Consider the following 22,000-nt stretch of genomic DNA (forward strand, 5'->3'; position numbering starts at 1 on the left):
ATCGGGGGGCTCAGCGATCTCGGCGAAGATCCGATACATCAGCCCCCGGTTCGTGCGCTCCTGGGTTTCCAGCCGTTCGGCCACCTCCACCCGAAAGTCATTGCCCGCCAGATCCGAGGGGGTATCCCGCAACACCTGATGGGCGGCATCGATCGCCTGCAGTGCGGCGCTGATGCGTTCGCGTGCCTCTGGCGGACTGACCCAATTACCCACCCCCCAAAGATATCGAACACACGTGCGAACAACACCCGACAACGGCCGATCTGTGGATAAACCGCAAACTGTGGATAAAGCGGCCCCACCGTCCCGTCGACGTTCACGTTTGTCAGTGCCTCCCCCGATGCTCAGGCCATGGCGAACATCGCGACTTCTATACGCGGCGCACCCAAGGACCAGACAATCGGAAGTACCGGACGGGAAATCGATTTCAAAGTCGTGAGTAGCTGGGCAGCGCGGTTGGCACCGCGGCGGTGGCGATGGCGCGAAAATGCACGCACGCGCACTCCGGACGACGGGGGGCCCCTTCAGCATCGCGATCGACGAGGCCGGCGCCCAGAATCCCCTGAACCCGTCCCTCACCGTCAGGAGGGAGGCACCGACCTCTATCACCCGGGGCGGTCAGCCGCCCTTGAGGCGGATCTTCCATCGCACGAAGCTCAGGTAGAAGACGCTGATTACGGCCAGCATGGCGATGTCGAACCACCACGCCCCCGCCGTGTGATGCCAGTGCGAGTCCTTCGGTGTGAGTGGCCCGGGCACCAGTTTGGTCAGGTCGACGGTCGAGGCCGACGCTGCGAAACCCCATCTGGCGGGCGTGGCCCACGACATCTGGTCCAGCCCGATCCGGGCGGTCACCGGGATCATGCCGCCGGAGAAGACCAGCTGCGACATCACCGCGACGACCAGCAGGGGCATGATCTGTTCGTTGGACTTGGCCACGGCCGAGAGCGCCAAACCGAGCATCGCAGAGGCGACGCACGTCGCCGCGACGTCGACAAAGAGCTCGAGACCCGGGATGCCCAAGGCCACGGCTCCCTGGGTGGGGCCGCCCTTGCCGTTGAGCACAATGATGGTCACGATCGCCGATTGGACGATCGCGAACACGGTATAGACGCAGACCTTGGCCAACAGATACGCACTGGTGGACAGGCCGACCGCCTGTTCTCGGCGGAAGATGGGTCGCTCACCGATGAGGTCGCGGATCGTCAGGGCGGTCCCCATGAACACCGCGCCGACGTTGAGCAACACCAGAATCTGCCCGGGTTCGTTGGGGGCGTTGCCCATCGGATTAGGTGTACCGAAGCCGACGTCGCCGGGCACCGACATCGACAGCGAACCCATGATGAACGGCAACAGGGCCAGGAAGACGAAATAGCCGCGGTCGGAGATGATCAGCCGCAGCTGCCGCCTGGCGATCGTAGAGAACTGTCTGACCAGGCTCGTGTGCGACGGATCGCCCAGTTCGGCCGGTTGCTCCGTCGGTGGCGCCGGGGGTGGCGGACCGGTCCGTGCGAGGTACCTCGCCTGCGCGCCGTCCGGGTCGTCGGCCACCGTGCTGAAGATGTCGGCCCAGTTCGTCGTCCCCATGGCCGGACCGATCTGGCTGGGCGGCCCGCAGAACGCCGTCTTGCCGCCGGGTGCGAGCAACAGCACCTGGTCACAGACGTCCAGGTAGGTAAGGGAGTGGGTCACCACCAGCACCACACGACCGGCGTCGGCCAATTGCCGCAGCATGGTCATGACCTGCCGGTCCAGCGCCGGGTCCAGGCCGGACGTCGGCTCGTCGAGGATCAGCAGCGACGGCCCGGTCAGCAGCTCCAGCGCCACCGACGCGCGCTTGCGCTGACCACCCGACAGCTTGTCGACGCGGGTCTCGAGGTGCTTGGTCATCTCGAGTTCCTCGAGGACCCGCGCGACCACCTGTTCGCGGTCCTCCTTCGTGGTGTCCGGCGGCAGGCGCAACTCAGCGGCAAACATCAGCGCCTGCTTCACCGTGAGCTGACCGTGCACGACGTCGTCCTGCGGCACCATGCCGATCCTGCTTCGCAGCGAGGCGTATTCGGCGTGCACGTTGTGCCCCTCGAACGTCACCGTGCCGCTGGTCGGGTGCGTGTAGCCCGCGACCAGCCTCGCGAAGGTCGACTTGCCGGCACCGGACGGGCCGATGACGGCGGTGAGCATGCCGGGACGGGCGGACACCGAGATGTTGTCCAGCAGCGTCTTGTTGCCCTCGATCGTCCATGTCACTCCGCGCACGTCCAAGCCGCCGGTGCGGGTCTCCAGCAAGCTCTCTTCGCGACGCGCGAGCGTGCCGTTGGCGAAGACGAGGTCGATGTTGCCGATGGTGACGACGTCACCGTCGTGCAGCACCGCCGTTTCGACTCGGGTGCCGTTGACGAAGGTGCCGTTGATGCTGCGGTTGTCGTGGATCTCGGTGCCCGTGGCGGTCGGGACCAGGGTGGCGTGGTGGCGGGAGGCCAGTACTTCAGGAATGACGATGTCGTTGTCGTTGGCCCGGCCAATCTTGATGGCGCCCGGCGACGACTCCGCGACCCCCTTGCCCGGCCGCAGGATCTTGAGCATCGAGGTCGCGATGTTCCCCGTCTCGCCGGCCATGCGGCCGGTCGCCTCGACATGCGGCGGGATGGGGTGGGCGCCTGTGGGGGGCCGGTAAATCTGGGGCGCCTGCTGAGGTCCGCTGGTGTGCGGTCCCGTGGGGTGCGAGGCGGTGACCGGGCGCACCGGCGGGTTGCTGGCCGGTGGTCGCTGTTGGGGGCCCGACGGATAGTGCGGGGGCGAGGACGGTGGACGCGGTGTGCTCCCCGGTGGCGGTTGCGGTTGCGGCGGCCGCGACGGCGGGGCCGAAGGAGGCGGGCCCTGGGGCGGCAGAAGTCCCGTCGGCGCGTTGGACAGCTGTATCGACGTCGTCTGCGGCGGGCGTCCTGCCAAACCCTGGTGGCGCCCGACCTCGAAGGTCACAGCCGGCCCATCGGGATTGCCGAGATTGATCCGCTGGCCGTCGTGGATGTCGACGACCGGCACGCGTCGGTTGTTGAGGAAGATCCCGTTGAGGCTGCCGTTGTCGACCGCAATCCATCGGCCCTGGTCGAAGCGCACCAGCAGGTGGGCCCGGGAGATCAGGGGCTGCGCCACTCGGACGTCTGCACGCAGGTCGCGCCCGATGACAACATCGTTGCCAGCGGCGAACGTACGTTCAGACCCCTCGTACCGCACGGTCAGCACCGGCGGGGCTGGTGTGCTCATCGGCACCAACTGTATCGGCACGGGGGCCAACTGCAGGGCAAGGGCGCAAAAAGGATTACCGGCGGGTGCCGAGGGTGGGTCGGTGGGGCGTTACGGCCAACCGCGGCTGCGCCGAATGTCCTGCCAGCAATCGCGCCGGGTCTGCCCGGTCTGCTGCATACATACTCTGATCGGCGATTCCTGCTCGGTGGGCACCGGCGTTTCGTCGGGTTCCGGCGTGGCCGTGACGGTCGGACTGGCGACGGTGCCCTCGGTCAGCGACCAGATGGTCGTGTTGGTTCCCTCCAGCGTCGAGCAGTAGGCGGTGGCCCCGGTCTTGGTGCTGCCGGTGCTGCCGAGCTGTGCACAGACGGCACCAATGACCACGGGGGCCGGCGCGGGCGGCTCGGATGCGGTTGTCGACGCGCCCCCTGGGGTGGTCTGGGGCGTGGGCGAGGGCGCAGCTGTCACCGAGGCGGTGGCGGGGGCCGTGCTGGTGGTGGCCTTGCCGGCTCCGGTCGGCGGTGCGGCGTGCTCGTCGTCAGCGCGCTGGAACTCGAGCACGCCGAAGGCAATTGCGACGAGAAGCAGCAATGCCAGCACCGCCGGGACGACGATCGCGGCTCGCAGCACCGAAGGCCGGGCCGGCGCGGTTGCGATGGGCTGGGACAGAACCGTCGCCTCCAGTTCCGGGGCGTTGACACCGTCGAGGTGCGCGCCGAGTGCCCGGGCGAAGTCGATGCACTTCTCGTAGCGGTCCTTGGGCTCCTTGGCCAGCGCCTTGGCCATGACGGGATCAATCGCGGCCAGTTCGGGAACGCGATCGCCGATTGCCGGTGGAGACGCGTTGAGGTGCTGGCTGATCACCACGGCGGCGTTGGAGTTTTGAAACGGTGGGCCGCCCGTCAGCAGGTGGTACGCGGTCGCGGCCAGTGCATACTGGTCTGCCCGTCCATCGAGCTCGTGGCCCATCAACTGTTCGGGGGCAGCATAGGCGACGGTGCCCACCGTCATGTTGGTCGCTGTCAATCCGCTGGGGTCATCGACCAAGCCGGCGATCCCGAAGTCGGCCAACATGATTCGACGATCGCCCGACTCGGCGGCAGCCGGCCGGGCGAGCAGGATGTTGGCGGGCTTGACGTCACGGTGTAACAGCTTGTGTTGATGGGCGTAATCAAGGGCTTCGGCGACCGCGGTGATGAGCTTGGCGACCTCGGCGGCCGGCATGCCGCCCGGATATTGCTCGTGCAGCAAGCGCCCGGCGTCGGTCCCGTCGACATAGTCCATGTCGATCCACAGTTGGCCGTCGAATTCGCCGCGGTCGTGCACGGCGACGATATGCGGGTGCCAAAGGGACGCGGCGACGTCGGCTTCGCGGTTGAAGCGTTCCCGATATTCGCCGGTCGCCGACACCTCGGCCCGCAGCACCTTGAGCGCGTCCTGCCGGGGCAGTCGTGGGTGCCGGGCCAGGTAGACCTCCCCCATGCCGCCCGATCCCAGTCTCCGAACAATGGTGTAGCCGGCAAACGTCGAACCATCGGCGAGCGGCATGGCGGCATCGTAGCCCGCGATGGCGCCGAAGTTGCGAGTCAGGTCTTCCGCACCGACAGCATCGACACCGCCGAACGCACCGAACGGCGAAATACGGGCGTGCGCGCCCCGCGGCCCTCGCCCCGCGCGCCGCGGCCCGGCGCGGTGGCCCCACCGCGCGAATGCCTCGGCTCACCCGCGCTACGCGTTGGTGATAAACGCGAAGTGGCGCAACAACATCCGGAACGTCACAGGCATCTCCATGTTGGCGAAGCGGCCCCGATGCAGCGGTGCACATCCCCGCCGAAAGGCACCCACAGCGCGGAGCCGGCGGCGCCGTAGCGGCGAGCCAGGGGGCCAATCGCGCGGTACATCGAAGCACCGTCCATCGTGCGGCGACCGACCGAGCGCGTCTTGCGTTTCCGTGCGCCGACCTATAACTTGTTGGTCAACAAGTTAGTTAGGTAGACGGCGATGTTGCGTGCGCGGATGACAGGGACCCACGTCGCGGCAACGGCCGCCTTCCTGGCCAGCAACCAGGCCGTCGGCCAGGTTGTGGTGCAGACCGGGCAGGCGTGAGCGACGATCCCCGCCCGCGGCGCACCCAAGAGGAGCGTCGCGCCGACGCCGAGCACCGACTGCTGGACGCCGCAGCCGAGCTGATCACCGAAATCGGTCCCGCCCGTATCACTTTGGCCAACATCGGCGAGCGTGCCGGCTACAGCCGCGGCCTGGCGACCCATCACTTCGGGTCCAAGGGGGCGATGATGCAGCGCCTCGTCGACGCGGTCACCGCGCAGTTCCGTGCAGCGGTCTTCGCGAACAGTCAATCGGATTCGGTCCTGGACGAGGCGTTGGGTCTGATCGATACCTATTTCGCGGCGCTGGCACATCCGGCGCCGATCAACCGAGCCCGGCTCATGTTGTGGGCCGACGCCGTGGTCGCCGGCTCACCCGAAGTCGCACCGACGATGCTCGCCGCGGATCGCGAATTCCGGGACGAATTGACCAAACTCATCCAAAGAGGCATCGCTTCAAGACAGTTCGCTGATTCCGTTAACCCCGACGGGCTGGCTACCGCAGTCGTCGGGATGCTGCGCGGCATCGCCCTCCAGCACCTGCTCGATCCGCAAGTGGATCTCGGCGCCGCGCGCGCCGAGGCCGAGCGGCTTCTGATCAACCGAGTTAACCCACCACAACAGAAAGAAGCCAACCTGTGAGCCGTATCTTCGGCGATATCGCTCAGCTCGGTTACGTCGTGCGCGATATTCAAGCCTCCCTGCAACACTGGGTGCGCCACGGCGTCGGCCCGTGGTTCTACGTTGAACGCGTCCCGCTTGACTACTTCCGCTACCAGGGTGCCGACAGTGATGCGCAGATCAGTGTCGCCCTGGCCAATTCCGGTGCCACCCAGCTCGAACTCATCCAGCAACGCAATGAGGCCCCGTCGATGTATAAGGACTTCCTCGACGCCGGCCACCATGGTGCGCAGCACATCGCCTACTGGACAGGCGATTACGACGCACTCTACGACAAAGCGATCGGCGAGGGTTATACCGTCGGCCAGGAAGGAAGCATCACCGGCGGACGCTTCGCCTACCTGCAGACGGAATGGGAACCCGGCACCACGATCGAAATCTCCGATGTGTCCGGACCCAAGGGCCAGCTGTTCGCCCACATACGCGCGGTCGCCGCCAATTGGGATGGCTCCGAACCGATTCGGGTGCTCGCATGAATGCCTCTCCGTTCAGCTATCCCGATCCTGAAGGGCTGCCAGCGGATCTGCGGGAGCGGGCGACCCGCCCAGGGGCGTTCAATATCGTTCGGATGATGATGCACACCCCCGGTTTGGCACCCGGCTTCCTCGCGATGGCCGGTGACATGCTGCAACACAATTCGCTGCCGCACGATTGGCGCGAGCTGGCCATTCTGAGGGTGGGGCACACCTACCGCGCCGGCTACGAAGTGCACCACCACAACAGGATCGGGCGCGCCGTCGGGCTCAGCGAGGCCGAACTGGAGGCCGTCACCGGAGACCCCGTCGAAGGCCTTACCCCGCAACAGGTCACGATCGTGCACCTCACCGATCTACTGCTGGCCCAGCACACCCTCACCGACACCCAGCGCGACGAGGCGCTCCAAGTGTTGACTGTCAACCAATTGGCCGACCTCGTGCTGACCGTTGGCTTCTACCAAATGGTCTCCAACTTCCTCAACACATTCGGCGTCACCCCGGACGGTGAGGAGGCCGCACAGTGAAGGTTCACCACCTCAACTGCGGCACCATGAACATGCCCACGGCTCCGGTGTGCCACGTGCTGCTGGTCGAGACCGATGACGGCCTGGTGCTGGTGGATTCCGGCTTCGAGACGGCGGATTGCTCGGCCCCCGCGCGTCGCATCGGCCTGGCACGTCATGCGTCCCGGCCGGTGTTCCAGCACAGCGAGACCGCCGTTCACCAGATTGAGCGCCTCGGCTTCGAGCGGACTGACGTGCGCCACATCGTCATCACTCATTTCGATTTCGACCATGTGGGCGGCATCTCCGACTTTCCCCATGCCCGTGTCCATCTCACCGCAGCCGAGGCGTTCGGGGCCATCCACTCACCGTCGAGGCAGGAGAAAATCCGGTACCGCTCTCAGCAGTGGGCTCACCGGCCAACGCTGGTCGAGCACAGCCCCGACGGGGAACCCTGGCGCGGCTTCGCGGCGGCCAAGGAACTCGCCGATATCGCGCCCGGGATCGTATTCATCGCCCTGCCCGGCCACACCCGCGGGCACGCCTGCATCGCCGTGGACGCCGGGGATCGCTGGATTCTGCATGCCGGCGACGCCTTCTATCACCACGGCGCCCTAGACGCCGTCTCCCCCATCCCCCGGGCCCTGACACTGATGGAGAACCTCGTCGCCTTCGACCGAAAGCAGGTGCGCGCCAATCACGCTCGCCTTGCCGAACTGTACGCCCGCAACGAACCAGACTTACTGATCGTCTGCGCACACGACCCCGAGTTGTACCGTCGGGCCGACGCTGACACGACACCACATCGCAACCGGAGGCACCGTTGACCGAACCCCTCCTTTCCGACCGGGTGGCCGTGGTAACCGGCGGCGCTGGCGGCATCGGCGCGGCGACCGCGCTACTGTTCGCCCAACATGGCGCCATCGTGGTCGTCGCCGACATCGACCGCGACCGCGCGCATCGGACCGCCGACGGAATCGGTGGCGCGGCGCTGGCCGTCACCGTCGACGTCCGCGACGCCGGCCAGGTCAGCGCCTTGGCACGCACCGTGTTGGACCGCTTCGGCCGGGTGGACGTGCTGGTCAACAACGTTGGCCACTGGGTGCGCCATCCGGGTCCTTTCGCCGGCACCGACCCGCAACTGTGGGACGAGCTGTATCGGGTGAACCTGCATCACGTCCTTCTCGTCACCCGTGCGTTCCTGCCGGCGATGATCGACCGGAAGTCCGGTGCCATTGTCAACGTCTCCTCGGTGGAAGGATTGCGCGGCTACCCCGAAGACCCGGTCTATGCGGCCTTCAAGGCGGCGGTCATCCACTTCACCCGCAGCCTGGCGGTCCAGGTAGGCCGAGACGGAGTGCGGGTGAACGCGATTGGCCCCGATGTCACCGAATCCCTCCAGGTGCCCTACTCGCGGTGGCTGTCCCCCGACGAGCAGACGCAGTGGCCGCAATGGGTTCCGGTCGGGCGAATGGGTTTACCCGAGGACCAGGCCCGCGTGATCCTCTTCCTGGCCTCGGACCTGTGGGCGTTCATCACCGGCCACACGATCCCGACCGACGGCGGCACCGGCGCGGCCGGCGGATGGTTTCGCTCCGCACGCCGCGCCGACCGTGACTGGACGAATCGACCCATCGCGCCCTGATCAAGCGGATCTGACACCGCGTCGATCCGACCGCATCATCGTCGGATCCGAGGGCAAAAGCGTTGCAGGAGCTACGATCTCGAGTAAGTCGACGAAAGCTAACGACGCCGTCAGATGGATCCGTCGAAGAAACGCCGGCGCTGGTTTGTCCTGTTCAGTCCTTCCGCGACTCGACCGTCAGCCGACCGTGACCGGGATGCCATTGAGGACGCCATTGCCGGATGGCTCGTCGATAAACGTCGGCGGCGACAGCACGTTCGTGTTGGCCCCAGGCGAATTGTTGGCCACCGACATCCGGGTGCCCCGGCGGCCATGCCCCCAGCCGTGTGGCATCGACACCACGCCGGGTTTGATCGCGTCCGTGATCTCGACGGGCACTTGGATCGCGCCGGCCTCCGATTTCACCGTTACGACGTCGTTGTCGGCAATGCCGCAGCGGTCCGCATCCTGCGGGTGGATCAGCAGCGTGCACCGGTCCTTTCCCTTCATCAATCCGGGAACGTTATGCAGCCAGGAATTGTTGGAGCGCAAGTGCCTACGGCTCACCAGCACCAACTGCTCGGCGGGCCGTTCAATGCGCGCGGCCAGGCGCGGCAGGTCATCGAGCAGGTATTGCGGAGCCAACCTGATCTTCTTGTCGGGGGTACCGAGGACGTCGGGCAGCTGCGGGACCATGGGCCCGAAGTCGATTCCGTTCGGGTTGGCTTTGAGTGAGTCCAGTGTCAGCCCACCGGGATTCTTGCCGTACTGGTCGCCGAAGGGCCCGGTTCGCAACGTGAGGTCCAGTATGCGCTCCGGGCCGCCTTGCAACCCGGCATCGTAGTAGAGCTTGCGTATCTCGCCGCCGTCCACTCCCCTGGTGAAGGCCAGGTAATCAAAGAAGCCGTCGTCGATCGCGGCGACGTCCACATCCTCGGCCGGTGTGCCGGTGCACAATCCGGTCAACCGGATCAGGATCTCCCATTCGTGCGGACGATCACCCGGATCAAACACGGGCGCCGAGTAATTCGCGAAGCTGCGGATCGCGAATTGCAGCACCAGGTCGTCGTGGTGCGCCTGCTCCAGATGGGACAGCCCGGGCAGGATCACGTCGGCGTGCCGCGTCGTCTCGTTGAGCCAAAGATCAACGGAGATCATCGCTTCCAGCATCGGCAGGGCCTCGTCCAGCTTGTCACCGCCGGGGGTGGACAGCACCGGGTTGCCCGCGACGGTGATCAGCGCCTTGAGCTGGCCGTCGCCTGGTGTCGCGATCTCTTCGGCCATGCACGACACCGGAACCTGGCCAAGAACCTCCTTGGCGCCGCGGACCCGGGTACGCCAGCGACCGAATTCTGGGATGCCGCCCTCCAGGCCGGGCAGCGGTTGCGTGGTGATCGACCAAGCCGCCGGACGCGGGAACATCGCGCCGCCGGGGGTGTCGAAATGACCCGTTAAGATGTTGATCACGTCGACCAGCCAGCTGGCCAGGCTCCCAAACTCCTGGTTGCACAAGCCGATTCGGCCATATACCACCGACTTCTCGGTACCGGCGAGTTCACGGGCGAGCCGGCGGATGCGGTCCTTGTCGATCCCGGTGACGGCACTCACCCGCTCCGGTGGCCAGTCCGCGACGACACGCCGAATCGTGTCGACACCGTCGACGTGCGGCCCAGATTTGACCAGGTCCTCCTTAACGAGCGTATGCGCGACGGCCAGCAGCAACGCCGCGTCGGTGCCGGGGACGATCGGCAGCCACTCGTCGGCGCTTGCGGCGGTGAGGGTGCGCACCGGGTCGATGACAATCACCTTGCCGCGCTTGCGAATTCCCTTGATGAGTCCCATGACGTTGGGGGCGGCCAGCAGCGAGCCCTGCGAGGCGGCCGGGTTGGCGCCCATGATGACGAGCAGGTCGGTGCGTTCGATGTCGGGGACCGGGAAGCTCCACCAGCCGCCGTACATCAGGTGCGACGACAGGTTTTTCGGCCATTGATCGACGGTGCCGGGTGAATAGGTGACCGGCATCCCCGACATGCCAAGCAGCACGCCGGTGTAGCGGGCCAACGAAAACGAGTGCGCCAGCGGATTGCCCGTGTAGGCGGTGACCGCACCGATCCCGTATTTGTCGATCACCGGTTTCAACAACTCGGTGCAGCGGCGAAACGCCGCGTCCCAGCTGACCTCGTGCCAGCGTCCGCCGATCTTGATCAGCGGACGGCGGATGCGGTCCGGGTCTTCGTGCACCGCGCCCAGCGACACGCCCTTGGGGCAGATGTGTCCGCGACTCCATACGTCGTCGCGGTTGCCACGGATGCGCGCGACTCTGCCGTTCTGAACGTGAATCTCCAAGCCACACATGGCTTCACATAATGGACACGTATGCAGATGGCTGCCGTCCTGCCCAGTCGTCATCCGCTCACTCTATTCCGCTACGTACGGTAGCGGAAGGCCGTCACGTGGCCGAGGGCCGATGCGCCGGCCTTACCGATGCGGGTGAGGCATCCCGGCGGCGCACTATAGGGCGTCCGCACCACGTTCGCCGGTACGTACCCGGATCACGGAGGTCACCGGCGTGACCCACACCTTGCCGTCGCCGATCTTGCCGGTGCGTGCGGCGCCAATGATGGCCGCGATCACGGCGTCCACCTGCTCGTCGTCGAGCACGACATCGATGCGGATCTTGGGGATGAAGTCCACCTGGTATTCGGCGCCCCGGTAGACCTCGGTGTGCCCCCTTTGCCGGCCGTAGCCTTTGACCTCGGAGAAGCTCAAGCCATGCACACCAGCCTGGTCCACGGCGGCATGCACCTCTGCGACCGTATGGGGCTGGACGATGGCCGTGATGAGCTTCATGGCGGCGCCTCAGCTTTCCGCGAGCTCGGTCGGCCTCTTGGTGCCCGGGGGTTCGCTCTCGAAAGTCCGGTCGACGCGCGCGCCCACGATCGAATCGTCGGGGTAGGCCTCTTCGTCGTGCACGGCAAGGTCACCGCCTTCTAGGACGTCGTCGGGAGCGCGCAGCTTCATGAACAAACCGAGGAACTTCAGAATGGCGAAGGTGACGAGCGCGTCCCAGACGATGACGGTCAGCGCGGCACCCAGCTGGATCAAGATCTGGAAGGGGTGGTGGCCCCACAACCATCCCGCGCTCGTCACATCGGAGACGTCCGCGCCGTTGCCGAGGTACTCCACGACGTGGGGGTCGGCGAGCACCCCGACGAGCAGACCGCCGACGAGGCCGGCCACCCCGTGGGTGTGGACAACGCCGAGGGTGTCGTCGACCTTCCGGAACGGCTTGGTGCGGCCCAACCAGTTCCACGACATCCACACCAGCGAGGACCCGACCACACCGATGATCAGGGCACCGAAGCTGTTGACGAACCCGGCCGCGGGGGTAATGCCGACCAGCCCGGCGATCATGCCGTTGACCGCGCCCAGGAATGTGGGCTTGCGCTGGCGGCTGGCGAAGAGGTCCCAGATCACCCACGTCAACAGTGCCGCCGCGGTGGCCAGATTGGTGTTGAGCACCGCCAGGGACGCGTTGGCGCCGGAAAAGTAGGGGTCACCGCCGTTGAAGCCGTTCCAGCCCAACCACAAAATGCCCGCGCCAACGGCGGCCATCGGAAGGTTGTTCGGCACCGAGCGGTCGCGGTCGCGGGCCAGGCGCGGCCCGATCACCGCCGCGGCCACAAAGCCGGTGGTGCCCGCCGCCAGATGGATCACGTAGCCGCCGGAGTAGTCCAGCGCTCCCGTGGTCCACGCGCTGGTGATGCTCGGGTGCGCCTGGCCCCACCAGCCCCCGCCCCACAGCAGGAAAGCATTCACGCAGTAGGCAAACGTTGACCACAGCGGCACGAAAATCAGCCACACCTTGAAGTTCATCCGCCCCACCACGCTGCCCAAGAACAGCAGCGGAGTAATGGCCGCGAACACGAACTGGAAGTAGGCGAGCGTGGACTCGGAGAACTTGAATTTCGGCATGGCGCCGTCCAGCAGGGGGATCACCGCCTGATGGGTGTTGTCGGTGCCCAGGATTGACCGCGGCTTGCCTATCGCCGACTGCAGAATTCCCGGGCCCAGCTTGAGCGGGTCCCCAAAGCCCATCTTGAAGCCCCACAACACCCACACGACCAGCACCAGGGAAAAGCCAGTGAAGGCCATCAACATCGTGTTGACGGCCCACTTCTTCTGGACAATGCCCGCATACAGAACGGCAATGCCCGGAAGGCTCATCAGGCCAACCAGAGTCGCGGCTACCAACTGCCAAGCGTTGTCGCCGGGGCTGAGCCAATCGGGGTAGGGATTCATGCGGTAACCCTTCGTCGTCGTCACACCGGCCACGTAAGTCGCCACATTGTGTCGCGGGAAAGTTTCTGCCGAATTATTGATTGTTACGTCTGGATTTCTGATGGATCGAGATCGGTTCGCGGTTCATGGCACATGCTGGCGACGAGCCGGCCGCTTCCCTCAGCAATCGCGAGGCCACACAGTCAAAGCCCACCCAGTCAAGCCGGCCGCCGCCGTCTAGTTATCCACGCAGTTCTAGGGCAGAATCCCCGCAACGCGGCATTGCTCCTGGACCGCTACGGCGTGCGCGTCGTGCTGGGCGTAAGCGGCACGACACCAGACCCGCGCTGCCGGGCCACACGCGTGTTCGACGGCACCCCCCATCGAACTGGGCATCGTGACGTTCACGCAGCCGTCGCCGGACCGATCGTAGGACGACGAGTGGCTGGTCATCATCCAAACCGTGCCGCCCGCCGCGAAGGCACCGACGACGACGCCGATCGCGATCAGCATCGCGCGGCGTTCACGAGGTGTGAGCGGGTCGGTAGGTGGGGTCTTGCCTGTGCTGACCGTCGGCGGCTCCTCTGTCCGGCGAGTTCGATCGGCCCACATTATGCGCATTTTCGGGCTTTGCACACTCTGCTGTTGTGACCGGGCGAAACTACCTGTGACAGCAGGCAATCCACGGGGTTATCCGCGTTGATAACCCCGTCGCACCGTGCGGTCGAGAATGCCCAGCGTCGCCCGCAACGCCCCCTGCGAGATGACCGGGAAGATTCCCGCCTCGCGCCATTGCGGGTCGATGTTCGACCAGTCGTAGAACGAGGTGACGACGGTGGACCCGTCGTCGGTTGGCGTGAGCCGGTAGCCGTAGACGTGGCCGATCGGGGGCCGGATCTGCCCGAGGACCGTCCATGAAATCAGCCGATCGGGTTGGTACTCCTCGATCGTGACGGTGACGTCGTACTTGCCAAGTTGCGGAAAGTCGTTGAGCGACTCGCGGTCCATGTGGACGACGAAGCTGTCGCCGGCGGCGCTCACCCGGTCACCTTCGGCGTCCTGCAGCATCCCGGATGAGTCGATCGCGACGTGACCCTGCGGATCGCACAACAGCGCGAAGATCTCGGACGCCGGTGCGGCGATAGTGCGCTCGATTTCGATGCGTTCGGTCATGAGTCCTCGCGCCGCCTTAACTAATCGCCGGTGAGACGGGCCTTACTCTACGACGCCCCGTCGCCGCGAGGAGCGGCTCGGCAAATTCTAGAACGTGTTACCGTTTGCCCATCCCGCGCATCGGGAGGCCAAACCACATGACTCGCAAGCGCATCGTCGTCGCGGGACTGGGCGACGTAGGCATCCTGACCGCGATCCGGCTCTCCCGTCACTTCGACGTCGTCGGCATTTCGGTCAAACCCGGCTTGGTCAGCGGGCAGGAGCTCGGCACGCGGCTATCCCGCCCGGGCGATTGGGCCCGCGACTTCTGGATACCGTTCGATCGGTTCCGCCGTCTGGACCAGGTGCGGATCGTGCACGCCACCCTCACGGGAGTTGACCTGGTGGCTCGAAAGGTCTTCTGCCGAGACTACGTTGGCGCACCAATCGAAGAAAAGTACGACGCGCTGGTCATCTCGACTGGGGTCGCCAACGGCTTCTGGCGCCGGCCGACGCTGCAGTCGGCAGCTGATGTTGGCGACGAGCTGCACGCGGCGCACGACCGGCTGGCTACCGCCGGCTCGGTGATCGTCGTCGGCGGCGGTGCGGCCGCGGTCAGCAGCGCCTTCAACATGGCCACCACATGGCCAGACAAACGCATCGACCTCTATTTCCCCGGCGAACGCGCGTTGGCTGAATACCACACCCGGACCTGGGACCGCATTCAGCAGCGACTGACCCAACTCGGCGTGGGGCTGCACCCGCGACACCGCGCCGTGGTCGCCGACGGCTTCGCCGGCGACGAGATAACCAGCGAAGCGGTCAGCTGGAGCACCGGGCAACCGCCGGCCTCTGCCGACGCGGTGCTCTGGGCGATCGGCCGGGCCCAACCCAATACCGAGTGGCTGCCGCCGGGACTGCTTGACCAGCACGGGTTCGTTCGGACCACCCCGCAGCTGCAGGTACCCGGTCACCCGGGCGTGTTCGCCGTCGGCGACGTCGCTGCCACCGACCCGATGCGCAGCTCCGCCCGTAATCGTGGAGATGCGTTGGTGGCCAACAATATTCGGGCCGAGTTCGCCGGTCGACGCTTGCGGCCCTTGCGGACTCCGCGACGACGCTGGGGCTCGTTGGTGGGTATCCAGCCCGATGGGCTGGAGGTGTTCCTACCCACCGGTCACGCGTTTCGCTTCCCGGCGTGGTCTGTCGAACGGGTGGTAATGCCTGGATTCGTCCGTTGGGGCATGTATCACGGTGTGCGAGAAAACAATCCGCTCGGCTAGGAGCGCAACGTGAACATGTGGGAGCTGATCGCCCGAGAGCAGATCCGAGACACCCTGGCGCGATACAACTGGTCGGGGGACGCCGGCCGGATCGACGACCTTGCGGCGACGTTCTGTGCCGACGGCGTCCTGGAGATACGCGGCCTGGAACCATTGCGCGGACGGTCCCAAATTGCGGCGTTCCTCGCCGGCCTAACGGGAAAAGTCGCCGTCAATGCCGACGTCAAGCCGGTCGTCCGACACAACCTGACCAACGTGCTGTTTACCTCTTTGACGCCCGATCAGGCAAACGTCTCGTCGTACTTCACGGTGTTCACCCACGTCGGGCTTGACCACTTCGGCCGGTACCGCGACACCTTGGTGCCAGACGGTGACACCTGGTTACTCAGCCACCGCACCGTGTCGACCGACTGGGCCGCCGCCGATTCGGCCATGGCGAGGTAAGCCGACCGACTGACCGTCAATCAAGTTGTTGGCGTAGGGATTGCAGGGTGGTTGACAGGATGCGCGACACCTGCATCTGGGAAACCCCGAGGCGTTGCGCAATCTGGCTTTGGGTCATCGATTCGAAGAACCGCATGAACAGCACCTGCCGTTCGCGTGCCGGCAGCGCAGCGACCAAGTCGCGCACCGCTTCCCGGTTGGTGATGTGGTCGATCTGTGGGTCGATGTCGCCGACAGTATCGGCGATCATCCGGTCTCTGCCCGAACCGCTGTCGCCGACGGGTGCGTCCAGGGAGTCGAGCCGATAATTCTCGCCCGCGACGAGGCATTCGACGATTTCTTCGTGGGGCACTCCCAAAAACTGCGCCAGCTCGCCCGCCGTGGGCGCTCGCCCCAGCTGCTGAGTCAAATCCATGGTGGTTCTCGAGATCTGGACGTGCAGTTCGCGCAGCCGTCGCGGCACGCGCATGGCCCAGCTGTGGTCTCGGAAATAACGCCGAACCTCGCCCATCATCGTCGGAATCGCAAAGCCGACGAAACTGGGCCCCTTCGCGCAGTCGAAGCGGTTAATTGCGTTCATCAGCCCAAGCCGCGCGACCTGCACCAGGTCGTCCAGATTTTCGCCGCGACGTCCGAAGTGTTTGGCAACGTGGTCCGCCAACGGTAGACACCGCTCGACGATGCGTTCCCGTTGGCGTGCGTACTCGTGTGATTCGGCCGGCATTTGGCGCAACACGAACAGCATGTCGACGACATCGCCATAGGAATCATCGGAACGCACGCGATGCGACCGAGTAGGCGGCGGCGCAGCGATCACATCGGTCATAGGCTCAACTGCCTCTCCGGCCCCGCGGTCTCGCGTAAGCGGTTATGTGCGAACACTCCCCGAGCGACCTCACAGGCGTTGTGCGGCGAGGCCTCGCTGGTGCGCGCACAGTCCTTTCGAGCGGACTGTTAAATCAGCCGCACGCGGTAACCATGCGTTGGGCGAATACGACGCGGCGCAACTCACAGCATGTGAAGCTGATCGGCCGCTTTGAGCTAAACGGCGAGATGTCCAGAGCGGACTCCGCCACCAACAGTACCCCTCGTCCGCGACATCCGGTACGGCGTCTTTTCGCATGCGATGCGGAGGCCGCCCTCTGACAGCTACCCGCGGCCGCTGGCGATCAACCGCCGAGCGATTTGCGCGAGGGGGACGTTCGTGTCCTGCGAGAGGCGTTTCAGCAGGTCGAACGCGGCCACCGCGTCGACGTTGAAGCGTTCCATGATGACGCCTTTGGCCTGGCCGATCACATCGCGGCTGGCCAGCGCGCTGCGGAACTGATCGCCAAGCCGCACGCTGTCCCAGGCGAGGGCCGCATGGGTGGCCAACACGTAGCCGATCTCCTCCGCGGCGCCGTCGAAAGCATGCTTGCAGCGGGAGTAGACGTTGAGCGCCCCCAAAGTGGTGTCGGAGGTGAACAACCGAAATGAGAGCACCGCACGGATGGGAGTCTCACGCAGCGCATCGCGGCAATAGTTCGGCCAGCGAGGATCGGTTTCCATGTCATCGAGAAGCACCGCGTCGTTCAACCACGTCGCACTCAGGCACGGACCTTCCATGTGCCGTTGCTGAATATCATCGAGGATCTGTGGAATTTCGTGTGTGCTCGTGAGTGTTTCGACGCGGTGACCGTGGTGGGTCAATGTGATGCCGGCGTACTCGGCGCCAGGAATCTCCTGGACGGCGTGCTTGACGACTTCCGAGACCACCGCGGCCTCGTCTCGGGGGCTGCCGTGAAGTTCCCTGGCCAGCGCCGCGATCCGCTCGTGCACATCCGCGCCGACATCCATCGCGTCTCCGCCTGTTTCTCAAACGAAAGTGGCCTGTTCGAGGGTACGCCTGCGGGGATACCGAGGCCACGGCTACAGCAGCGACGCCTGTGCGCGACAGTGCACCAGACGCGGATGCAGTTGGATGCGGGGTCGAGGACGTGTACCGCAACGTGTAGCTGGCGGTCCCACGTGCCGGGCAGCGGCACTGGCTGACTCGTTTTCAGGGATCGTTTCGCCGACCCGGCGCCGGGTACCACGGGTGCAGAGCATTCTTCAGTCAGCAGGAATGCCGTCGGTGACTTGTGCCCTGCACGTGCGTCAGACCGGCTTCTTCTGTACTCGCCTTGAGAAAGGTTTTCCGTTGTTGCGGGTCGCCTCGGTGCCAGCGTCGCATGTCTACGTTCGCCATCTCTCGGCGCCGAATAGAATGAATAGCGTTGTGCGACTGAAGGATCCGGCTCCCAGCGACGGACGCACCGTTCCGGGGGGTTGGTGGCCGCCACTTATGCTGGAACCGGGTTGGGTTCGCCAGCATCGCGACGCGTTCGAGGTGTTTCACGTGCACTTCGGCTTCGACGCGATTGGTCCCGAGGTGCTGACCCAGGTCGTGCACGAACTCAAAGCGTATGACAAACCATTGCTCTATACGGTGCACGACCTGCGCAACCCCCATCATCCTGAGCCGCAGGCACATGCCGACCAGCAGGATGTGCTGATCAGGGCCGCTGACGAACTGATCACCCTGACACCCGGTGCCGCACAAGCGGTCTCGCAACGTTGGGGACGGAAATGCCGCGTCCTTCCGCACCCACATGTGGTCTGCAGGGATCGGATTGAACGGAAACGCGATCTGGGTGAGCGCTTCATAGTCGGCCTGCACGCCAAGAGTCTGCGCGCGAACATGGACCCCCTGCCGATCCTGGATGCGCTCGTCGGCATCGTGTCCGTCCTGCCCAAGGCCGTGCTGCAGATCGACGTCCACGACGAAATCTTTGACCCTGCCAACCATTGGTTCGCCCCCCGTGCTGGATCGGCACTTTTGAAATACGACCGGTACGACCATGTGCGAGTCGAGGTGCACCGGTACTTTTCTGATACCGAGCTCTGGGAGTACCTCTCATCTTTGAACGTCTCGGTGTTGCCTTATCGGTTCGGGACTCATTCCGGTTGGCTTGAGGCATGCTTTGACCTCGGTACTGCCGTCATCGTGCCCGACTGTGGCTTTTACGATCAGCAACGGCCCTGCGGCGTATTCGATTTCAGCGAAAGCCATTTCGATGAGGAGACGCTGCGACGCGCGGTCGAGGAAGCGTACTCTGCGTGGGCCTGCGCGGAACCTACGCCGCGGGCGACATGGGCAGCGCGGCGCAGTGAACGCCTTGAACTTGCCGCCGCCCACCGGCGCATCTATGAAGACGCGCTCGCATGAAAAGCGCCCTTCGGATCGCGCTGATCGCCTCTAGCCGTTTTCCCATCAGTCAACCGTTCGCCGGCGGCTTGGAAGCGCATGTGTGGCACTTGGCCCGCGGGCTCACGGCTTACGGCCACGAGGTGTCGGTGTTTGCCGCCCCGGGCTCCGATCGAGACCTTGATTGTCACACACTGCCCGTTCGACCCTTGGCAATGTCAGACGCTGCCCGGGGGGACGTGTCCATGCCGCCGGACGCGTTCATGGCCGATCACCACGCGTACCTGGCGTTGATGTTGCAGCTCGCCGGCGCCTCGCGGGACGACTTCCACATCATCCACAACCACAGTCTGCATTATCTGCCGGTCGCCATGGCCCGCATGCTGCCCACCCCCATGCTGACCAGCGTCCACACCCCGCCGACTCCGTGGCTGGAGTCGGCGATCGACGCGTCCGGCGGTGCGGGAACGCAGTTCGCGGCCGTCTCGGCGCACACGGCGGCCGCGTGGGGTAAGGCCCTCGGGCATATCGCTGTGGTGCCCAACGGGATTGCGACCGACCGTTGGCCGCTTGGCCCGGGAGGCGGTCCGTTGGTGTGGTTCGGACGGATTACCCCTGAGAAAGCGCCTCATCTGGCGATCGCAGCCGCCCGGCTTGCTCGCCGCCCGCTCGTCCTTGCCGGTCCGATCGCAGACCAGCGTTACTTCACCGCTGAGGTCGCACCCAACCTCGACGAGGAGATCCGGTACGTCGGCCACCTCAACCACAACGAGCTCGCGCGGCTCGTCGGCGGATCCGCAGCGGCGCTGATTACTCCGGTATGGGATGAACCTTATGGGTTGGTAGTCGCCGAAGCGATGTGTTGCGGCACACCCGTGGTCGCCTTTGCCTGTGGCGGTATACCGGAGCTCCTCGCGCCCCAAGCAGGTCGGCTCGTTCCGGCGAAGGATACCTCCGCGATGGCCGATGCCATCGCGGAGGTGGTGCGCATGCCACGAGACCAGGTCCGCGACCACGCCGTCCGCCACTGCTCACTGGAGGCAATGCTGGCTGCCTACATCAACTTGTACAGACAGATCATCGACAACCGCAGCGAGGTCCGCCATGATCGGTTACTACGTACACCATCACGGTTACGGACATCTGGCGCGGGCGATCAGCATCGGCGCAGAAATGTATCGGCCGATGACGGTGCTGACTTCGTTGGACATCCCACCGCCGCACCCCTTTACGGCGGTCGTGAAACTACCGCGTGACGACCAAGCGGAGCAGGTGAGCGAACCCACGGCACACGGCGCACTGCATTGGGCGCCCTACCATGACAAGGGTTTTCAAGCGCGAATGCACGCAGTAGCCCGCTGGGTTGCCGACGCCCGGCCGGAAGCCTTCGTAACGGATGTGTCGGTGGAGGTCGCCGTATTTGTTCGCCTGTTGGGCGTACCCGTGGTTGTCATGGCCCTCCCAGGCAAACGTATTGATCCCGCGCACTTGCTCGCACATCGACTCGCCGATCACATCATCGCCGCGTGGCCGCAGGAGTTGTGTGTCCCAACGTGGTTGCGCCCCTTTGCAAATAAGACGAGCTATGTCGGCGGGATCAGCCGGTTCGACGGGCGGACCAGTTTGGTGTCGTGCCACGACGCCGCAACAACGGGTGTGCGCGTACTCGTGCTTGGCGGGGCCAGTGACGGATTCGGGCTCGACATGAGCGCATGCGCTCAGCAGTGTCCGGGGACGACGTGGACGATGCTCGGCGGAAGTGGCGGCCGTTGGACAGCCGACCCGTGGCCGCACATCGGCACCGCCGACGTCGTCGTCACCCACGCCGGCCAAAGCAGTATCGCCGACGTCGCGGCGGCGCAGCGCCGGGCAGTCGTAATTCCCCTGCCGCGTCCGTTTGACGAACAACGGGCTACGGCGGCGGTGCTGCGGAAATACCGGATCGCAACCGTGGTGCAGGACTGGCCTGACGTGCGTGCGTGGCCGGGATTGCTTGCGGACGCGCTGGCCCGGGAGCCCACACGGTGGGCGCGGTGGCAGGTTCAGGGAGCTGCCCGACGCGCCGCCAGCGCGATCGAAGCGACCTCGCGGCGCTGCGCAATGGTGGGTGCGCCGTGAAGACGGCAGTGATCACCACCGTCCGCGGCAGAAGTTCACACTTGCGGCGGCAGCTGCAGGGATTGGCACGCAGCAAAGAGCTTCCGGATGTGCACGTTGTAGTCGCGCTCGGCGACCCTGTCGTCGCCGAGACAGTTGCAGCGGAGGACTCGCCGGCCAAGGTCGTCGACGTGGCCACTGCCGCGCCCCTGCCGATTGCGCACGCGCGCAACCGCGGCGCGACCGTTGCCTTGGCCGAATCAGCCGAGCTGTTGGTGTTCCTCGATGTCGACTGCATTCCCGGTGCCGAGCTAATCGGGCGGTACCGGTCCACGGCAGCCCGTCCCGAGCATTGCAACGCGCTGCTGTGCGGGCCGGTGACCTATTTGCCGCCGCCGGGTCCACGCGGCTATGTCATGAGCGAATTGGAGGCGCAGCCCAGTCCACATCCCGCGCGTCCCGCACCGCACGACGACGACGTGCTGGCCACGACTGAGTATGAGTTGTTCTGGTCGCTGTCGTTCGCGGTGACCGCGGAGACCTGGGACGGTATTGGCGGTTTCTGTGAGCGATATCGAGGCTATGGCTGCGAAGACACCGATTTCGCGCAGTGCGCTGCGGCACAGGGGGTGTCAATGCGCTGGGTGGGCGGCGCCCACGCATTCCACCAGTTTCATCGCACTACCGATCCACCGGTGCACCATCTGGACGACATCCTGCGTAACGCGGCGATTTTCCGCCAGCGGTGGGGCTGGTGGCCGATGCAAGGATGGTTGGCAGCGTTCGAGGCGAACGGCTTAATTCGCCGTGATGCTGCGGGGTTTTTCTACCGGATAGCTCGATAGCTGCGAGTCACTCGTGCCCGGCGTCTGCCCGGCGTCC

Annotated in this window: 20 protein-coding genes and 1 pseudogene; 11 read left to right on the forward strand and 10 right to left on the reverse strand. The window is 65.4% G+C overall.

Annotated features, from left to right (window positions below):
• The 3 genes and pseudogenes from JO236_RS20620 to JO236_RS20630 form a co-directional block, all read right to left on the reverse strand.
• Nucleotides 1-213 (reverse strand): annotated as a pseudogene (locus tag JO236_RS20620) (HNH nuclease); the annotation flags it as partial.
• Between the two features lie 405 nt (nt 214-618).
• On the reverse strand, nt 619-3,270 hold the full coding sequence (locus JO236_RS20625; RefSeq protein ID WP_293335056.1) for an FHA domain-containing protein: 2,652 nt from the start codon (nt 3,268-3,270) through the stop codon (nt 619-621).
• 84 nt (nt 3,271-3,354) lie between these two features.
• A complete protein-coding gene (locus JO236_RS20630) occupies nt 3,355-4,794 on the reverse strand; it encodes a serine/threonine-protein kinase (RefSeq protein ID WP_293334864.1) in 1,440 nt (479 codons plus the stop codon).
• Nucleotides 4,795-5,348: 554 nt separating this feature from the next.
• Here JO236_RS20630 and JO236_RS20635 point away from each other — a divergent pair.
• Genes JO236_RS20635 through JO236_RS20655 form a run of 5 tightly spaced genes read left to right on the forward strand, consistent with a single transcriptional unit; the run spans nt 5,349 to nt 8,656 of the window.
• Nucleotides 5,349-5,993 carry a TetR/AcrR family transcriptional regulator gene (locus tag JO236_RS20635; protein ID WP_293334867.1) on the forward strand — a complete coding sequence of 215 codons (645 nt, stop codon included), beginning with the start codon at nt 5,349-5,351 and terminating at the stop codon, nt 5,991-5,993.
• The gene (locus JO236_RS20640) at nt 5,990-6,508 is read left to right on the forward strand and encodes a VOC family protein (protein ID WP_293334870.1); all 519 of its coding nucleotides are present in this window, start codon (nt 5,990-5,992) and stop codon (nt 6,506-6,508) included. The genes JO236_RS20635 and JO236_RS20640 overlap by 4 nt, the downstream gene beginning before the upstream one ends.
• Nucleotides 6,505-7,032 carry a carboxymuconolactone decarboxylase family protein gene (locus JO236_RS20645; protein WP_293334873.1) on the forward strand — a complete coding sequence of 176 codons (528 nt, stop codon included), beginning with the start codon at nt 6,505-6,507 and terminating at the stop codon, nt 7,030-7,032. The genes JO236_RS20640 and JO236_RS20645 overlap by 4 nt, the downstream gene beginning before the upstream one ends.
• Nucleotides 7,029-7,838, forward strand: a complete 810-nt coding sequence (locus JO236_RS20650) for an MBL fold metallo-hydrolase (protein ID WP_293334876.1) — start codon at nt 7,029-7,031, stop codon at nt 7,836-7,838. Before JO236_RS20645 ends, JO236_RS20650 begins: the two co-directional genes overlap by 4 nt.
• Nucleotides 7,835-8,656, forward strand: coding sequence for an SDR family NAD(P)-dependent oxidoreductase (locus JO236_RS20655; RefSeq protein WP_293334879.1), 822 nt, complete (start codon nt 7,835-7,837; stop codon nt 8,654-8,656). The genes JO236_RS20650 and JO236_RS20655 overlap by 4 nt, the downstream gene beginning before the upstream one ends.
• A gap of 177 nt (nt 8,657-8,833) precedes the next feature.
• On the opposite strand, the gene JO236_RS20660 is transcribed toward JO236_RS20655, so the two are convergent.
• The 5 genes from JO236_RS20660 to JO236_RS20680 form a co-directional block, all read right to left on the reverse strand.
• The gene (locus tag JO236_RS20660; RefSeq protein ID WP_293334882.1) at nt 8,834-11,044 is read right to left on the reverse strand and encodes a molybdopterin-dependent oxidoreductase; all 2,211 of its coding nucleotides are present in this window, start codon (nt 11,042-11,044) and stop codon (nt 8,834-8,836) included.
• Between the two features lie 102 nt (nt 11,045-11,146).
• Entirely contained in the window at nt 11,147-11,485 is a 339-nt protein-coding gene (locus JO236_RS20665; RefSeq protein WP_293334885.1) for a P-II family nitrogen regulator, read from the reverse strand.
• A 9-nt stretch (nt 11,486-11,494) separates the two neighbouring features.
• On the reverse strand, nt 11,495-12,961 hold the full coding sequence (locus JO236_RS20670; RefSeq protein WP_293334888.1) for an ammonium transporter: 1,467 nt from the start codon (nt 12,959-12,961) through the stop codon (nt 11,495-11,497).
• A gap of 210 nt (nt 12,962-13,171) precedes the next feature.
• A complete protein-coding gene (locus JO236_RS20675) occupies nt 13,172-13,528 on the reverse strand; it encodes a hypothetical protein (protein ID WP_293334891.1) in 357 nt (118 codons plus the stop codon).
• A 78-nt stretch (nt 13,529-13,606) separates the two neighbouring features.
• A complete protein-coding gene (locus tag JO236_RS20680; protein WP_293334893.1) occupies nt 13,607-14,089 on the reverse strand; it encodes an SRPBCC family protein in 483 nt (160 codons plus the stop codon).
• Between the two features lie 137 nt (nt 14,090-14,226).
• Between JO236_RS20680 and JO236_RS20685 the strand changes: the two genes are divergently transcribed.
• Together JO236_RS20685 and JO236_RS20690 are read left to right on the forward strand one after the other, a co-directional pair.
• Entirely contained in the window at nt 14,227-15,351 is a 1,125-nt protein-coding gene (locus JO236_RS20685) for an FAD-dependent oxidoreductase (protein WP_293334896.1), read from the forward strand.
• 9 nt (nt 15,352-15,360) lie between these two features.
• The gene (locus JO236_RS20690) at nt 15,361-15,795 is read left to right on the forward strand and encodes a nuclear transport factor 2 family protein (RefSeq protein ID WP_293334899.1); all 435 of its coding nucleotides are present in this window, start codon (nt 15,361-15,363) and stop codon (nt 15,793-15,795) included.
• Nucleotides 15,796-15,811: 16 nt separating this feature from the next.
• Here JO236_RS20690 and JO236_RS20695 read toward each other — a convergent pair whose 3' ends face one another.
• Both JO236_RS20695 and JO236_RS20700 read right to left on the reverse strand, forming a co-directional pair.
• Nucleotides 15,812-16,621, reverse strand: a complete 810-nt coding sequence (locus JO236_RS20695; RefSeq protein ID WP_293334902.1) for a SigB/SigF/SigG family RNA polymerase sigma factor — start codon at nt 16,619-16,621, stop codon at nt 15,812-15,814.
• Between the two features lie 323 nt (nt 16,622-16,944).
• Nucleotides 16,945-17,631, reverse strand: coding sequence for a GAF and ANTAR domain-containing protein (locus JO236_RS20700; RefSeq protein ID WP_293334905.1), 687 nt, complete (start codon nt 17,629-17,631; stop codon nt 16,945-16,947).
• Between the two features lie 361 nt (nt 17,632-17,992).
• Between JO236_RS20700 and JO236_RS20705 the strand changes: the two genes are divergently transcribed.
• The 4 genes from JO236_RS20705 to JO236_RS20720 are packed head-to-tail and all read left to right on the forward strand — an operon-like array spanning nt 17,993 to nt 21,963.
• Entirely contained in the window at nt 17,993-19,042 is a 1,050-nt protein-coding gene (locus JO236_RS20705; RefSeq protein WP_293335059.1) for a glycosyltransferase family 1 protein, read from the forward strand.
• Nucleotides 19,039-20,277, forward strand: coding sequence for a glycosyltransferase (locus tag JO236_RS20710; RefSeq protein WP_293334908.1), 1,239 nt, complete (start codon nt 19,039-19,041; stop codon nt 20,275-20,277). The genes JO236_RS20705 and JO236_RS20710 overlap by 4 nt, the downstream gene beginning before the upstream one ends.
• Nucleotides 20,231-21,139: a glycosyltransferase gene (locus JO236_RS20715; RefSeq protein WP_293335062.1), complete on the forward strand. Its 909-nt coding sequence runs from the start codon at nt 20,231-20,233 to the stop codon at nt 21,137-21,139. Before JO236_RS20710 ends, JO236_RS20715 begins: the two co-directional genes overlap by 47 nt.
• A complete protein-coding gene (locus tag JO236_RS20720) occupies nt 21,136-21,963 on the forward strand; it encodes a glycosyltransferase family 2 protein (protein WP_293334911.1) in 828 nt (275 codons plus the stop codon). The genes JO236_RS20715 and JO236_RS20720 overlap by 4 nt, the downstream gene beginning before the upstream one ends.
• Nucleotides 21,964-22,000 lie beyond the last annotated feature (37 nt).

Source organism: Mycobacterium sp., assembly GCF_019247635.1.
Taxonomy (GTDB): domain Bacteria; phylum Actinomycetota; class Actinomycetes; order Mycobacteriales; family Mycobacteriaceae; genus Mycobacterium.